General features: G+C 46.1%; 19 protein-coding genes. 10 read left to right on the top strand and 9 right to left on the bottom strand.

Annotated features, from left to right (window positions below; genetic code table 11):
• Positions 1 to 7 precede the first annotated feature (7 nt).
• From comGA to ACXADP_RS08285, 7 genes are read left to right on the top strand one after another with little or no spacing between them, the layout of a single operon-like run.
• Complete coding sequence (comGA, locus tag ACXADP_RS08315; protein ID WP_474968979.1) at positions 8 to 1,003, top strand: competence type IV pilus ATPase ComGA; 996 nt, start codon at positions 8 to 10, stop codon at positions 1,001 to 1,003.
• Positions 963 to 2,015: a type II secretion system F family protein gene (locus ACXADP_RS08310; protein WP_474971234.1), complete on the top strand. Its 1,053-nt coding sequence runs from the start codon at positions 963 to 965 to the stop codon at positions 2,013 to 2,015. Before comGA ends, ACXADP_RS08310 begins: the two co-directional genes overlap by 41 nt.
• A 17-nt stretch (positions 2,016 to 2,032) precedes the next feature.
• Positions 2,033 to 2,335, top strand: a complete 303-nt coding sequence (gene comGC / locus ACXADP_RS08305) for a competence type IV pilus major pilin ComGC (RefSeq protein ID WP_474968981.1) — start codon at positions 2,033 to 2,035, stop codon at positions 2,333 to 2,335.
• 46 nt (positions 2,336 to 2,381) lie between these two features.
• Positions 2,382 to 2,759, top strand: a complete 378-nt coding sequence (locus ACXADP_RS08300) for a competence type IV pilus minor pilin ComGD (protein ID WP_474968982.1) — start codon at positions 2,382 to 2,384, stop codon at positions 2,757 to 2,759.
• The gene (locus ACXADP_RS08295) at positions 2,746 to 3,078 is read left to right on the top strand and encodes a prepilin-type N-terminal cleavage/methylation domain-containing protein (RefSeq protein ID WP_474968983.1); all 333 of its coding nucleotides are present in this window, start codon (positions 2,746 to 2,748) and stop codon (positions 3,076 to 3,078) included. Before ACXADP_RS08300 ends, ACXADP_RS08295 begins: the two co-directional genes overlap by 14 nt.
• On the top strand, positions 3,032 to 3,481 hold the full coding sequence (locus ACXADP_RS08290; protein WP_474968984.1) for a competence type IV pilus minor pilin ComGF: 450 nt from the start codon (positions 3,032 to 3,034) through the stop codon (positions 3,479 to 3,481). The genes ACXADP_RS08295 and ACXADP_RS08290 overlap by 47 nt, the downstream gene beginning before the upstream one ends.
• Entirely contained in the window at positions 3,447 to 3,827 is a 381-nt protein-coding gene (locus tag ACXADP_RS08285) for a hypothetical protein (protein ID WP_474972338.1), read from the top strand. Before ACXADP_RS08290 ends, ACXADP_RS08285 begins: the two co-directional genes overlap by 35 nt.
• 36 nt (positions 3,828 to 3,863) lie before the next feature.
• Here ACXADP_RS08285 and ACXADP_RS08280 read toward each other — a convergent pair whose 3' ends face one another.
• Positions 3,864 to 4,247, bottom strand: a complete 384-nt coding sequence (locus ACXADP_RS08280; protein ID WP_474968986.1) for a Spx/MgsR family RNA polymerase-binding regulatory protein — start codon at positions 4,245 to 4,247, stop codon at positions 3,864 to 3,866.
• A 338-nt stretch (positions 4,248 to 4,585) separates the two neighbouring features.
• Between ACXADP_RS08280 and ACXADP_RS08275 the strand changes: the two genes are divergently transcribed.
• Positions 4,586 to 4,831: a DUF2626 domain-containing protein gene (locus ACXADP_RS08275; RefSeq protein WP_027955405.1), complete on the top strand. Its 246-nt coding sequence runs from the start codon at positions 4,586 to 4,588 to the stop codon at positions 4,829 to 4,831.
• 41 nt (positions 4,832 to 4,872) lie between these two features.
• Here ACXADP_RS08275 and ACXADP_RS08270 read toward each other — a convergent pair whose 3' ends face one another.
• Entirely contained in the window at positions 4,873 to 5,496 is a 624-nt protein-coding gene (locus ACXADP_RS08270) for an MBL fold metallo-hydrolase (RefSeq protein WP_474968987.1), read from the bottom strand.
• A 158-nt stretch (positions 5,497 to 5,654) separates the two neighbouring features.
• On the opposite strand from ACXADP_RS08270, the gene ACXADP_RS08265 reads away from it, so the two are divergent.
• Entirely contained in the window at positions 5,655 to 5,819 is a 165-nt protein-coding gene (locus tag ACXADP_RS08265; protein WP_084163120.1) for a DUF2759 domain-containing protein, read from the top strand.
• A gap of 39 nt (positions 5,820 to 5,858) precedes the next feature.
• On the opposite strand, the gene ACXADP_RS08260 is transcribed toward ACXADP_RS08265, so the two are convergent.
• The 6 genes from ACXADP_RS08260 to ACXADP_RS08235 form a co-directional block, all read right to left on the bottom strand.
• On the bottom strand, positions 5,859 to 6,647 hold the full coding sequence (locus tag ACXADP_RS08260) for an ABC transporter permease (RefSeq protein ID WP_474971233.1): 789 nt from the start codon (positions 6,645 to 6,647) through the stop codon (positions 5,859 to 5,861).
• Positions 6,648 to 6,661: 14 nt separating this feature from the next.
• Positions 6,662 to 7,348: an ABC transporter ATP-binding protein gene (locus ACXADP_RS08255; RefSeq protein WP_474968989.1), complete on the bottom strand. Its 687-nt coding sequence runs from the start codon at positions 7,346 to 7,348 to the stop codon at positions 6,662 to 6,664.
• 105 nt (positions 7,349 to 7,453) lie between these two features.
• On the bottom strand, positions 7,454 to 9,322 hold the full coding sequence (locus ACXADP_RS08250) for an LTA synthase family protein (RefSeq protein ID WP_474968990.1): 1,869 nt from the start codon (positions 9,320 to 9,322) through the stop codon (positions 7,454 to 7,456).
• 280 nt (positions 9,323 to 9,602) lie between these two features.
• Positions 9,603 to 10,562: an ROK family glucokinase gene (locus tag ACXADP_RS08245; RefSeq protein ID WP_474968991.1), complete on the bottom strand. Its 960-nt coding sequence runs from the start codon at positions 10,560 to 10,562 to the stop codon at positions 9,603 to 9,605.
• Positions 10,559 to 10,777 (bottom strand): YqgQ family protein, encoded by a 219-nt coding sequence (locus ACXADP_RS08240; RefSeq protein WP_027955399.1) that lies wholly within the window; start codon positions 10,775 to 10,777, stop codon positions 10,559 to 10,561. Before ACXADP_RS08240 ends, ACXADP_RS08245 begins: the two co-directional genes overlap by 4 nt.
• Before the next feature lie 66 nt (positions 10,778 to 10,843).
• Complete coding sequence (locus tag ACXADP_RS08235; protein ID WP_281658387.1) at positions 10,844 to 12,247, bottom strand: spore germination protein; 1,404 nt, start codon at positions 12,245 to 12,247, stop codon at positions 10,844 to 10,846.
• Between the two features lie 222 nt (positions 12,248 to 12,469).
• Between ACXADP_RS08235 and ACXADP_RS08230 the strand changes: the two genes are divergently transcribed.
• Complete coding sequence (locus ACXADP_RS08230) at positions 12,470 to 13,327, top strand: hypothetical protein (protein ID WP_474968992.1); 858 nt, start codon at positions 12,470 to 12,472, stop codon at positions 13,325 to 13,327.
• On the opposite strand, the gene ACXADP_RS08225 is transcribed toward ACXADP_RS08230, so the two are convergent.
• Complete coding sequence (locus tag ACXADP_RS08225) at positions 13,321 to 14,853, bottom strand: rhomboid family intramembrane serine protease (RefSeq protein ID WP_474968993.1); 1,533 nt, start codon at positions 14,851 to 14,853, stop codon at positions 13,321 to 13,323. The genes ACXADP_RS08230 and ACXADP_RS08225 overlap by 7 nt on opposite strands.
• Positions 14,854 to 15,036 lie beyond the last annotated feature (183 nt).

The following is a 15,036-nucleotide window of genomic DNA, read 5'->3' as shown; positions in this document are numbered from 1 at the left end:
TAACCCTTTGAAATCCATTGCGACTTATGCTTATGACCTGATCGTCTCCGCAGTTCAGCAGTCCGCCTCGGACATCCACTTTTCCCCCTACCGCGAATCATGCTCCATTTATTTCAGAATCCATGGCGAAAGAATTTTCCACTCCAGTCTTCCTATGCCTTTGTACCAAAAAACACTCTCCTACTTTAAGTTCACTTCCGGGATGGATATCGGTGAGCAGAAACGTCCGCAGAACGGGACCTTTCAACACCGCTCCGGCAGCAGCCTCTTTGACCTCCGTCTCTCTACGCTTCCTATCCAGGACTCCGAAAGCCTCGCTGTCCGAATCCTCAATCCTATGGATCATACCCCGCTGGAACAGTTATTTCTTTTCCCTCATCAAGGAAAACGATTGAAACGATGGCTTCATCACCGCAGCGGCATGATTTTATTCACAGGACCGACCGGCAGTGGAAAGACCACCACTTTATATGCCCTTCTTCAAGCCTTGATGACGCAGAGTTCGTATCAGGCCATCACACTCGAGGATCCTATTGAGAAAAATATTAACAACCTTATTCAGGTACAGGTGAATGAGCGTGCGGGCATCACCTATGATACCGGGTTGAAAGCAGCCCTCCGACATGATCCTGATCTTCTTATGGTTGGTGAAATACGCGATCAGGCAACCGCTCAATTCGCCTTCCGAGCGGCCTTAAGCGGGCATCTCGTCATTAGTACAATCCACGCTAAAAATGCCGAGGGAACCCTGCACAGGCTGAGGGAAATGAACATTCAACAAGTGGAAATGGAACAGACACTCCTGGCCATCGCCGCTCAGCAGCTGGTTTCCCTTACTGGAAAAGACCGCCTTCCTAAACGTGCGGCCATCCTTGAAACACTGGAGGGCGGTCAGCTGCTCCGGGCTCTGAACGGGAGTCCCTCCTCTATTTATACTTTCGAACAACTAAGGAGGAAAGCTTATGCGCTCGGCTTCATTTCTAAGGAAGAAATGGCCGATTAAACGAACACCGGGCCCTTCCATTCAACTGCAGATCGATTTTTTTCACAGGTTGAGTCATATCCTCGAAAAAGGATACCCCCTGCTCGAGTCCCTCTCTATGACAGGATGGGACGCGCGCCTCCAGCCAGTCAGTCATCAATTGATTGAAGTGCTGAAAGGAGGTGACACGTTAAGCCTTGCGCTGGAGAAAGCCCATTTTTCCAATACCGCCACCCAGTACCTCTCCTTCAGTCAGTACCAGGATGACCTGCCAAAAACGTTTAAACAGTGCCGTGAACTTCTGCTTATGAAGAAAGAATACAAGGAGAAATTTCTCGCGGCTGTCCGCTACCCCGTGTTCCTTCTTCTGTTCCTTTTCCTTACTTTTATCATTATGAAAAGGACGATCATCCCTAATTTCACTACCTTGTTTGCTGATCAGCAAAGTTCTTCTCTGACGCTTATGCACCTTATGAACCATGGCTTAAACACCGCTGCTATATTGTTTGCCGCTATCTTTATTCTAGGAGCAGGGCTCGCTGTTTTCATTCCAATGCTGCCGTTTGAGAAAAAAATGCAGGTAATCGAAAGATTTGCTCCACTGCGTATGTATCATTCCTACAGGCTTTCTTTTCTCTTTTCCTCCCATCTGGCCTCCCTTTTCCAAGCCGGACTCCCTCTGAAGGATGCCCTCATGCTCGTCAAGGAGCACAAGCAGCATGACATCCTGTCCTACTATTGTACGAACATTCTCGAAAACCTGTCTGAAGGGAGCACCATATCCGCTTCCCTTCACCAATGCCGTTTGTTACGAAAAGAACTGACGGATGTGTTCCATCATACCAATGATATGCAAGCTCTCATGCACGAACTGGATCTGTTCTCGGAGTTTCTCATGACCCTCATGCAGGAAAAAATCCAGAAATCCATCCAATGGATCCAGCCTGTCTTTTTTGTCGGCATTGCTTTTGTCATTGTAATGGTCTACGCCGCTATTATGCTGCCCCTCTACCAATGGATGAATCAATTATAAATAAAGGAGATCGACCTATGTGGAAAAATGAAAAAGGGTTTACGCTGATAGAAATGCTGATCGTTCTGCTCGTGATTTCTGTTCTGCTGATCATCACCATCCCCAACTTGTCGCAGAACACAGAAAATATCAGAACTAAAGGGTGTGACGCCTTAAAAGTGACGGTGGAAGCTCAGATGGAAGCTTATCAAGTCGAAAACAATGCTGTTCCGACCATCGAAGAGTTGAAAACAGCTGAATACATCAAGACAACCGAATGTCCAGATGGTACAGCCCTGACCATTACAAACGGTGAGGTAGTGGACGCTGCGGGGGAATAAAGGATTTACCCTGACAGAAACGCTTCTCGTCCTGCTCACATGGTCTGTGCTGATTCTCTGCCTGACTCCGATCCACCACTCCACTTATGAGCAAGTGAAGACTACGCAGGTCCTGGAACAATTCAAGGAAGATGTATACCTCATTCAACATTTATCCATGAACGATCATGGGTACCATTCACTCCGTTTTAATACAAGCCGGGGATACTATTACATTTACGACTCCCTTCACAGGGAAACCATCACAAAAACTACACTGCCTGAAGGGTGGACGATTGAAATGCTGACACTTCCCTATAACGTTTACTTCAACCAGCAGGGGACCATCCGGAAAGCCGGGACGATGAGGATTTCATCACTTGATGCTACGTATAAAATCACGTTCCCTTTTGGGACGAGCAGGATGAGAATTGAGGAACTCTAACGGGTTCACTCTTCTGGAAACCGTTACAGCGTTCAGTGTCCTGCTGGTGCTGCTTCTCACCCTCTTCCCGGCTCTTATCTCACTCGAAAACGGCCGGGCCGCTCTTTCATGGGAACGGGAAGCTGTTTCCCTTTTATACGATGAATATCACCTTCACCTCCAAGAGAACCGGCCCTACCCTTATACAAAAGTGTATCAAATTCAAAATCCAGTCACACTGATATTCACAAAGGAAGGCGGTGGCACGGGCTGTGCCTATTGGAAGGATATCAATGATCGCGAAAATGAATTCTGCCTGTATGATGTTCCGCCGGAATAAGGGCTATACCTTCACGGAAGTTGTTCTGAGTCTGACAATCCTGACCATCGTAACAGCCTTCATCAGTCCCGTCTTTCCTCTCATCAAAGGTATGAGCAGCTATACAGAGGAATTTGCTGCGGAACAATTCACCCATGTTCTTTATGAGGAGGTAAGTCAGTCCAAGACGTATACCTTCACCCGGGACGTCCTTGTCGTTACAGACAAGGATGACCGGACTATCGAAATCTCCCAAAATGGCTCCACGATTAAACGTACAGTAAATGGAAAGGGATACGAAATCCTTCTGGAAAACGTTAAAAACCTGTCGTATACCGAAAAGGACTTTATAGTATCTGTAGAGGTGGGTTTAACAAATGAGGAAACTTTTGAAGAGGTGGTTCACCTGCCTCACAAAAAGTGAATCCGGTATGATTTTCCCCTGGGTCCTGATGGTTACCCTTGTCTTTGTCCTTCTTGTATCATACACAGCTGCTTCCTTTGAAAACCACCACAGGCTTACACAAAGCCACCAATATGGCATTACAAAAAAGCATCTGCTGGAGAGAGCACGGCACTACATCAACACTGAGCTGGCACAGGTACCAGATAGCGAGGCGTTTTTTCCCTATTCCTACCACACCGCGAACGGAACAGCCGCTGCGGAATGCAGGAAAGAAACCGAAGCCTTATGGAAGTGCAGCTGGGAATTATCCGTGAACCAATCGGGAAGTAAATATGTTGTCACTTACCAATATCCAGACAAATAAAAATGCACCTCCATTCAGGTGCACCATTAAGTAAGTTCATGAAATTTTTTCTGTGTATTCCACGCGTTTATCTGTAATTCCACGCAGTCCCTCTGGATCATAGCCAATGACAAGCTTTTCGCCATTTGTCAAAATCGGACGGCGCAGCAATTTCGGCTTTTCAATCACAAGGTTCAAAAATTCATTGAGGGAAAGGTCGTCTACATCAATATCCAAAGCCTTGAATTCCTTGCTTCTTTTAGCTAGTATTTCATCAATTCCGTTTGTTGTAAGGGCGAGAATCTGTCTCAGTTCATCGGCTGTAGGAGTTTCACGGAACAAGTGCTGTTCGTTAAAAACGACCCCCTGACTGTTCAACCATGACTTCGTGCGTCGGCAGGACGTGCAACTCGGGTAGGTATAAAATTTTAACTCTTCCATGCTCAGCTCTCCTCGCTGTGTGTTATTTATCGTTGTACAGTGATTGTATAACCTTTGTACAATATTTTAAACACATTTCTTCACTTGACATAAAATGTTCACAATTATAAGGCATTTTTCTGCATAATTACGCAGCACTCATCGAAAAATACAAGCAAGATCCATGAAAGATCGGATGAGGTAAAGAGTTCACACTGAATCAGGACGATTACGAGTAAGTGTAAATGGATATACACATACTACACAAAGGAACATGTATCCGTTTTATTTACAATTATTTCAGGGTCGTATATAATATGGGTGATGGTTTAACGACAGAAAAGGAGGGGGAAAAAAGCATGGATCGTATGTTTCGAGTTCTGGCCTTTTGGACAGGTATTTTCGCTGTCATGTTTTATACCGGTGATATGGTGGAAGCATCTCTACTTTCACTAGTTCAAACGGCTTTTTTCCTTACTATTGGGTATCTTAAGCTGTCAGAGCGTATGTATGTGTACATATTTTTCTCATACCTGACAGTCTTTATGATTGGTTTTACTTACTACTGTTCGTTTATTCTGGTACCGGGGTTTGGTGGACACTAGAAAAAAAGCTGTTATCCAGTTCTATGGATAACAGCTTTTTTTTAGTTAAGGAAAGGATTTTCCTCTATCTCTTCGCCCACTGTAGTCGGTTGGCCATGTCCGGGGAAAATCCGCATATCCGCCCGCAGCGAAAACAACTGCGTCCGGATGCTCTCCTCCAGCACCTCCCGGCTTCCACCAGGAAGGTCCGTTCTCCCAATGCCGCGCTGGAAGAGTGTATCACCTGCGATGGTAAACCTTTGATTCCTAAACACAAAGGACACGCTGCCCGGTGAATGACCGGGAGTAAAACGCACTTCAAACGGAAAGCCTTCCAATTCCATTGGCCCTTCCTTAAGGAACTCATCCGCAGGAGCCGCTGTTATCCGGCCAAGCCCAAACAGCTGGGAACCATTTTTCTCAGGATCTCCGAGCCACCCGGCTTCGTTTTCGTGTATGTACACAGGAGCATCATAGGCCTCCCTCACCTCATCGACGGCACCGATATGGTCGAAATGGGCATGTGTCAGAAGGACTGCTTTCACGTCCAGTTCTCTTTCCTGGAGATAACTTTCCAGCTTTTTGTAATCACCGCCGGGGTCGATAACCAGCGCTTTTTTATTCTCATGAATAATGTAAGCGTTTGTGGATACCGGTCCTAAGGGAAGACGGGAAATTTTCATCATAGGATCCACCTCTTTTTGATTTTCAGAAAATACGGAGAGATAACTCGACATTTTCCTTATAATACTATAAAATATGAGTATCAACGTTCGTTACATATAGTATAACATCCATGGTTTTGGGATGATAATAAAGAAAAGTGGGCCGGGAGGTGCTGAATTTGGTAACAGCTATTCTTCTATTACTTGTTACAATTCTTTGTGTCTTTGCAATTTTCCGCGAACTGAAAACAAAAAACTTTTTCGCTGTCCTTTTTGCAGGGGCCTCAGCTTTAGTTTTTGGCTGGTTCTCTGTCATGACAATCTGGTACAATCTCTTTGCTTAAATGAAAAAGCAGGCTCTTCTGATGAAGAGCCTGCTTTTTTTAGGATCTGGAACTGCGGATTTCCTCTTCCGACTGGAGCAGCTGCTTCTCCCTGTTAAAGAAATACCTATACATAGCGAGCGTAATAAACATAGAGCTTAAGGATACAGAAGAAAAGATACTCAGGGAAATCACAAGCTGATATTTAATCGCCATAACCGGCGATACACCTCCGAGTATCAAACCCGTCATCATTCCGGGAAGCTGTACAAGACCAATGGTCTTCAGCCGGTCTACGTTTGGGATCAATGAAGCATGCAGTGTTTTTTGTACAATTAAATGTGAGGCCTGCTTCGGCTCCGCTCCGAGTGATAAAGCCGCCAACAGCCGACCATTATTTTCCTTGAACTCACTCTTCATCCTTTCGAGAGCCAGTCCCATGGCTGTCATACTGTTCCCAATGACCATCCCGCTCATCGGGATGACTTCTGAGGGCTTAAACTGGATCATGTCAAAGATCAGCCAGAGACCGAGCACTCCTGCCTCAATCGCAACCAGACCGGCGAATAAGACATAGCCGACATAAGGCAGCTCTTTTCCCCGTTGCCTGGCATGAAAAGTGGCGATGATGATCATAACCGAGAGCATAAGAGGAATACCATAAGAGGCCGGGAGTTCAAATAGAAAGGTTAATATGTAGCCGATGGCAAACAACTGCACCGTCCCTCTGAATGTTGACCACAACACACTTTTACTGACTCCAAGCTGATAAAAATAAGACAAAGCAAGCGGGACGATGACAAAGATCACTAAAAATAATAATGACTGATTTGATATTTCAGGAGCCAACCTTCACCACATCCTTACTGTTCCAAAAATTCACGGAGTCGTTCCGTTTTCGGGTTTTCCAACATTTCCGGGATGGTTCCATCCTCTTGAAGCTTTCCGTCAGCAACAAAAAGGCCGCGCGTTCCAAGCCGCCGGGCCTGATTCAAATTATGAGTAACCATCACCATCGTCAGTTCGTGTTCTTGTATGAGCTCTTCCAACACTTCCTCGATTTCTTCAGCCGTCCGGTAATCCAGTGCACTTGTCGGTTCATCCAGGAGCAGGACATCCGGTGAATTCGCAAGTGTCCTTGCCAGGGAAACCCGCTGCTTTTCTCCTCCGGACAGTTGATCGACATCCCTTTCCAAATAGCTGGATGGCAGCTGGACATAATCCAGGAGCCTCCTGCCGTCCTCTTCCTGCCATTCACCAAAAAGGCTGGGACCATATTTCAAATTGTCCAGAACGGTCCCCGGAAACAAATTCGGAGCCTGCAGGACCAGCCCCACCTTTTTTCTTAATTCCGTTACAGGGTGTTCAGAGATAGGCGCATCTTTAAAATAGATGGTCCCCTTCCCGGGATCATTCAGTCGGTTCAATAAAAATAACAGCGTGCTTTTTCCAGCTCCTGATGGACCGAATAAAATGACTTGATCTTTTTTTTCTATTGTAAAATTCAAATCCTCCAGCGGCTGCTGGCTGACATGTTCAAAACGAAACACAGCCCTTCCCCCTTTTTCATCTATCTGCCTATCTTTACCCTCCTGATAGGACATTTATGCAGCAGAAAAAAAGCCTGCACAGTTCAACTGTACAAGCTTTTCTCATTATTTAAAATCATAGAACCGGAATAAATCTCCGTAAATAATATTATCAGAGTAGTTCAACTCCTGGTCCACTTCCTGCTTCACAGGTTCACAAGCTTCCGCCTGCCCTTCTTCCAACGGTTCCCCTGTTTCCCTGTCATAGCATGTCTCACTGGTATAGACATACTCTTCCGTCACAAAACTGCCATCACGGAGAGCGATGAAATCTTTTTTCTTCTCAGAGAACATGTTGTCACCAAAGGTCATATCGCCTCCGGAATCAACCCCCAGCAAATGCAGCAGGGTCGGTTTCACATCAATCTGCCCGACGACCTTATTCTCCACGCCCCCATTTTCATACCCTGGGATATGAATCATGAACGGGACACGCTGCAGCTGTGTTTGAACGAATGGATCCACTTCTTCTCCAAGGAACTGACTCATCGCTTTATTATGAAAATCGCTGATGCCGTAGTGGTCACCCATCATAACAATAATGGAATCCTCATAAAGATCCGCATCCTTCAGCTGTTGGAAAAACTGTTCCAGCGCTTCATCTGTATACCTGGCTGTCTGGAAGTATGCATTCAACGTATTGGAATTGGAATCGTATTTGTCGATATGCGCCTTTTCTTCCGGCAGTTCAAATGGGAAATGGTGGGTCAGCGTAATAAACTTGCTGTAAAACGGCTGCTCCTGCTCTTTCAAATAATCAATCGACTGCTCGAAAAACGCCTTATCCTCAAGTCCCCATCCAAAGGAATTTTCCGGTGTCACGTCAAAGGACTGCTCATCGTGGAACTCATCGTATCCGATATTGTCATACATCACATCCCTGTTCCAGAAGCTTCCATTGTTAGCATGGAAAACAGATGTTTCATATCCTTCATTGTTGAGAATTTCAGGAAGCGCATGGTACTCATTCCCGGCATGGGTGAAGTACACCGCTCCCCTGCCAAGAGGGTACAACGAATTTTCCACGATAAACTCTGAGTCAGACGTTTTCCCCTGAGCAGTCTGATGATAGAAGTTTTCAAACGTAACCGTATCACTGCTTTCCTTCAATTCGTTCAGGAAAGGTGTGGTCTCTACTCCATTGATTTCTGAATCATATAAAAAGTGCTGGAAAGATTCCACACTCACGAAAATCACATTTTTATCTTCAGCAATCCCGTACAATTCAGCATCCTTATCAGCTTCATCCGGTGATTTCTCTTGAAGATAAGACTCGATTTCACTAATTTCACTACCATCAGCGAATACTCTCTGCGCTCTCGTTTTTGTCTGCATGGTCGCATCATACACGTGGTAGTTAAAGATGCCTATGTTTTTGACGAGATACTCGCGGTCAAACGCACGCACAAACAGCATCGGACGCTCAATTTCAGCAAGGACGACATTGCCGGCCAGCAGCAGAAAAGTGACGGCTGTTGCAGCGATCTTCCCACGCTTAGGAAGCTTTACAGTCAAATCAAACCTCTGTCTGCTCAAGTACCAGACGATGGCTGCATCGGCAAAAATGAAAATATCCTCGATATGCAGAAGCGTAAGGAAACTCCCTGTTAAGTCCGCTGCATTATTCCCCTGGAACAATACAGGAATGGTAATGAAATCAGTGAAATTCCGATAGAAGATCAAGTTCACGAACAAAATAAAAGAACCGAGAAGCACGGTCCACCTTAAGTATTTCCGTTGATTCTTAGGTTTCATCCATACACTGATGGCGAAAATCAAATAGGCACTCGCAATCGGATTAAACAGCAGGATCAATTCCTGCATGGGGTTTTCAATCGATAAATCAAACATAAATCGGTAAACGATGTATGTCTTAATACCAAATAAAACCGTAGCAATCATAAATAAAGGCATGCGAATATTTCTCAATTGCATGGTGGTTCCTCCTCTAGTACATCTATGGCCATATCTTTACATTTTTTAACCATAGCCATTATTTAACTTTACATTTTCCACTTATTATCAATATTAAACCGTCACTTTATATATGACGTCTATTGTACCATAAAAGTTTCAAATTTTATTACCCTGATTTTACCAGTTTCGATAAGGTCTATCTACCTATTTCATCATCATGGCCTCCTCCAACATGAAGAATGTTTTCTATGAGCCGAATCCCCACAAAAAAACTGGAGCCGACAAGGCTCCAGTTTTTTTATTTGTTCTTTTTCACTAAATACGCTCCACCGATAACCCCGGCATCATTTCCAAGTTCTGCAAATTCAAAAGTGGACGCTTCCGCTGTTCGGGAAAGGGCATATTTACGGTACGCCGTCTTCAAGGGGTTCAGCAGTTGATCACCAGCCTGTGAAACCCCACCACCGATGACAATTTTCTCAGGGTTGATAACGATTGCCATGTTGGCAATTGCCATTCCAAGCACGTCGGTTACCTGATGAAGAACAACCGATGCCGCTTCGTCTCCCTCCGCAGCAGCTCTGAAGACATCTTTGGCTGTAAGCTCATCGGATTGAATAAAGGAATGAAGAGCAGAGTCATCATAGTTTTCCGCTTCCACTTTCGCCTTTCTAACAATCCCTGTAGCTGACGCCTCTGTTTCCAGACATCCGGTCTTCCCACAATTACAAGGGGCTCCGCCTTCAGGGATGACCGTTACGTGGCCGAGTTCTGCTGCTGTTCCATTCGCCCCATTCAATACACTGCCGTTGGCGATCACACCTCCGCCTACTCCAGTTCCAAGCGTAACCGCGATGAGTTCTTTACATCCGCGCCCTGCCCCGAGCCAGTTCTCTCCGAGCGCTGCAAGGTTGGCATCATTATCGACCCAAACGTCATAGCCCGTCAGTCCACTTAAAATTCGACCGAAGTCAAAATCTTTCCAGCCTATGTTTACAGCTTCGTGGATATAACCAGTTGAAGTTTCCACAAATCCAGGAGCTCCTGCCCCGATCCCCATAATTTGTGACGGATGGATGCCCAGCTCCGCCCGGACCTGCTCTACGGCTTCGGAAATGTCTTCAGGAATGGCCGCCCCTTTGTCATCCGTATTCGTCGGAACTTCCCACTTTTTCATAATTTGTCCATCTTCGTTAATAAAAGCAAGCTTAATCGTTGTACCGCCAATATCAGCACCTATGTACACGTGTCCGCTCATCGTCGATTGTCCCCCTCCTGCCGGTCTCTCTCTCGGGCAATTTCACTGCGGAGCAGCAATAAAGCCATCTGAAAGTCTTCTGTTGTCATACACTGGGATTGATAGAGCTCCCGGATCTCATCTTCCATCATTTCTAAGTCTGCTGTCCGATCACCAATATATATGATCGTTCCAAATTTTTTTAAAAACTGCTGAACATCATAAATCGTTTTCATATTTTATCACCAGTTCCTATTATAGCAAGAGTCGGTCCAATTGAAAATGCAGAAAAACCCCGGCCGTCAGCGGTCAGGGTCTTTCGGGTGAAGAAAGGCGGGTCGTCTGTTTTTCAAAGGAATGGGCGAACGCAGCAGCACATCTCTTAAGGGCTTCCAGGAAAACGGCATAAACGGCCAGAGATACGGGGTTTTGAACGTCTGCATCCGCGTCAGGTAAATCAGCCAGAACGTAATCCCGATCACATACCCTTTAAGTCCGAAAAGTCCCACAGCCAAGAGAAGCGCGAGCCTGGAAAGACGGTCCGCCAGACCGACCTCGTAACTTGGTGTAGCAAACGTCCCAACCGCAGCAAGGGCGAGGTACAGCACGACCTCACTTGAAAAGAGCCCGACTTCCACGGCGACCTGTCCGATTAATATGGCAGCCACGAGCCCCAGAGCTGTCCCCAGAGAAGACGGGGTGTGGATAGCGGCCATCCGCAGCATATCTATTCCAATTTCAGCAAAAAGGAACTGCACAAGTAATGGGATGGTTCCCGCTTCTGTTGGACCGATATAGGAAAGGGACTCCGGAAGCAGGTCTGGATTTTTTGAAAATAAGAAGTACAGGGGCAGAACAAAAATAGATGCAAAAAACGCAAAATAGCGGACCCACCGTAAATAAGCCCCCACCAATGGTTTCTGCCTGTATTCCTCCGCATGCTGCATATGATGCCAGAACGTTGCCGGAGTAATCATGACACTTGGAGATCCATCAATAATGACGAGGATATGTCCTTCATACAAGTGGGCGGCCGCTGTATCCGGCCGCTCTGTGTAACGAATGACCGGGTAGGGGTTCCAATGCTGCCCACTGATATATTCTTCGATCGTCTTTTCCGCCATAGGTAGAGCGTCCGTATCGATCTCCTGCAGCACCCTTTTCAGATGATCCACTCGATCTGTATCGGCAATATCCTTGATGTAACAGATACAGACATCTGTCAGCGATCTTCTTCCGACCTGCAGATACTCCATTCGTAAGGACCGGTCCCTCACACGTCTTCTTGTCAGGGCGGTGTTAAAAATAATCGTTTCTACAAAGCCGTCCCTGGAGCCACGGACAACCCTTTCCAGATCTGGTTCCTGCGGCCCGCGTACGGGGTAGGTCCGGGCATCAATGATAATGATCTCGTCGACCCCTTCTACAAGAAGGGCTGTCGGTCCTCCCAGAACGAGATTGGCCGCCTGATTCATATCTTTTTCCTGCCCCAGTTCTACATAGGGAAGATGGGTTTTCAATAATTTATCTAAAGGATCGGGATCGAGCTGTTCTGGCTCCAGACGAGACAACAGCTTCATTAAATAGTGAAGAATATCATCCTTCACAAAGCCATCGATGAAGAACAAGGACATCCCCCGGCCGGCATATACCAGGTCCAGATGAACCATATCAAAGCTTTCGTCCACGCCGAGTCGTTTTCTCATATACGCTACATTTTCTTCATAACTGTCAAACAATCGCTGATCTTTCTTTTCTTCCACGCGCCTGCCTCCTTACACTCTCCTGTGCTATCTTTTATTTTTCCTACAAACCCCCGATTTCATGCGCAGAGGTTCATGTAGAAGTTCCAGTCAGAGGCATGTCCTGCTTTTTCAATACATATCCTTTACTAATTCAAGATTGTGACAGGCCAAGGAGAGAGTCGAATGAAAAAAGTGTGGATCTACTGGGTGCTGGGCCCGCTGACTCTGGCAGTCGCCCTGGCATTATTCACCCAGACTGGAGAGCAGCCCGTCATCAAATATTTCCCAATCGATCAATCGGAAACATTCGAATCATTTGGAACCGCTCTTGATTATGACGCTGAGGAAGACGAGGACGAATACAAAGTATCCTGGAAGGTAGCTTCCAAAAGTGAAAGTCCTGTGTATTTAAGGCAGGACGTTTCCCTGCTTTACGTAAATGGAAGATTGAAAGGGGTTGTATCGAAGTGGAAGGAGAATGCAGACGTCATTGAAAAAGAAACGTCGCTCCATGGCGAAGACAGTCAAAAATATCAGGCGGTTTCCTTTCACCACGGAGAGGTTCATGAAGGGGAAAATGAAATAAAGAGCATGCAGGCCACCTCCAGGGATGAACTGTACGTCATCGATTCCCCCCACTCGCTCCGAACCGCTTTTAAGCAACCGGAGACCGAGGAGGAAAAGGAGTGGAAACAAAGGCTCGATCATTCTATTGAACAACAGATTGAAGCCCAGTGGCAGGAGCTTATCACCCATTATCAAATTCCACGGGACAAATATACAGCAGTCGCTCTTACAGAACTTGCGGATTATCATAACAAGCCCTTACCCGGGACAAATGAAGCTGATTCTGAACGCATCAAAGGCCAACTATGGGAAGGGCTGTATAAAAATTATGTGCTGGGTATCAGCGATACGAAATCATCGCATCCGATTCAAAGTTACATTCCCCTGATTCTGTTCGACAAGGATGGGAAGCATTTAATTGTATTGTACGAAGATGATACAGGAAAAAAACATCAGCTCATTCAATATTATTGAGCCAATTCTTCATTCAACTGTTGAAAGTTTGTATTGTCCGGATTTAATTCAGCGGCTGTGGACGCCCGTTCAGCCGCTTTTTCCAATTCACCATCCTGCTGAAGTAGAAGGGCCAGGTTGTAGTGGGCTTCTGCCAGATCCGGCGCGATGGATATGACCTGCTCGAGATCGTCCTTGGCTTCTGACGAGTCTCCGGACTGCAGGTAGGCATAGGACCTGTGGAAAAGAAGTTCTGCCTCATAGCCCTGCGGGTCCTCAAGAGCCTGGGTGGTGCGTTGGATGACTTCCCCGTAGGACTGCTGTTCGTTCAACTCGCTTACTTCCTCAACAACCACCCTGGACTGCTCCCCATTAAATACGCCTGTGATGCCAAGATATACCATAGCTGCCATGGCTCCAATATAAAGCAGAGCAGCAGCGGGCTGCCATTTTTTCATGGAATGCGCCGGCATATGAACCATTGCAGACGCAGTAAACCCTCCGATTAATCCGCCAATATGGGCGCCGTTATCCACTTGAGGAACCATCACACCAAAAGCAATATTGATCCCGATAATCACGATGAGGTTATACCCCATCGTCCGGAGGAACAGCTGCTTGTACTGAACACCGAAAAACAACAGGGCGCCAAACAACCCAAAGATAGCTCCCGAAGCTCCGGCAGCGACCGAAGGATTCATCATGAAACTTGCCATCCCTCCGAACAGGCCGGCAGCAAAATAGATGACCGCAAAACGCACCGTGCCATAAATCCTCTCTACTGCAGAACCTAAATAATACAAGGCCAGCATGTTCATAAAGAGGTGGATGAAGCCAATATGAAGGAAGGTCGACGTAAAGATCCGCCACCATTCTCCTTCCATAATTGCCGGGTTATATTTGGCACCATAGGAAATCAACGTTTCAATGGAGGTTGTGCTTCCGATGATCTCCAGATAAAGGAAGACCAAAATGTTGACGGCTAACAGAACATAGGTCAATCGGGGACGACCGTAATCAAAAATGGAAGCTGCAGCCTCTCTTTGATCTTTCTGTTTTTTCACGAGCTGATGCTTCATATAAGGAAGGGAAGCTTCCATTTCCTCTTCCCTTATACTCCGGTTGATTTCAGGCTTATCGATGTCTAGTGATTGAAAAAGGTCAGCCAGTGCCTGCTCCTTGTTTTCATCATTCATATAATACAAATGCAATGGGATTTTTTGATCCTTATACCCCTTTACAGTATCTTCCCACTCGTCAACAGGAGGATGTTCAGATACGAATACCATATGAAACTCAAGCTTCCCTCCGCGAAATAGAGACCGGTTTTGATTGAGCTGTCGATACCCGGTTTCCAGTTCCCTCGCCAGTTCATTTCTCCAATTCAGCTGTTTATGGGAAAGCCTGAACACATGGTTTTTTTTATTCACTTTTTTCTCCAGCCATATCTCCCCATGATTCGTATTCACATGGAGAACCTGGAAATGTTGAACCTGGACCATATAGTCAGCCATTTTCCAGAGGTAATATTCCTGTTCAATAAACAATGGCGGTCCCTCCCTGCACCTTTCATATTACCACGCTTCCCACCTGCACAGCCATTCACACTACCTGACTGTACAAATAAAAAACGGCCAGGATAACCTGACCGCTTCAAGAGTGCCCCCGAAACATCTGGGATAGAAATTTCTGCCGCACCCACGGGATATTCATAGAAAAACGTACAAGCA

This window comes from Halobacillus sp. AWH4_228, assembly GCF_056158365.1.
Note: the sequence above shows the minus strand (reverse complement) of the source record. Positions and strands in the feature narration are given on the sequence as shown.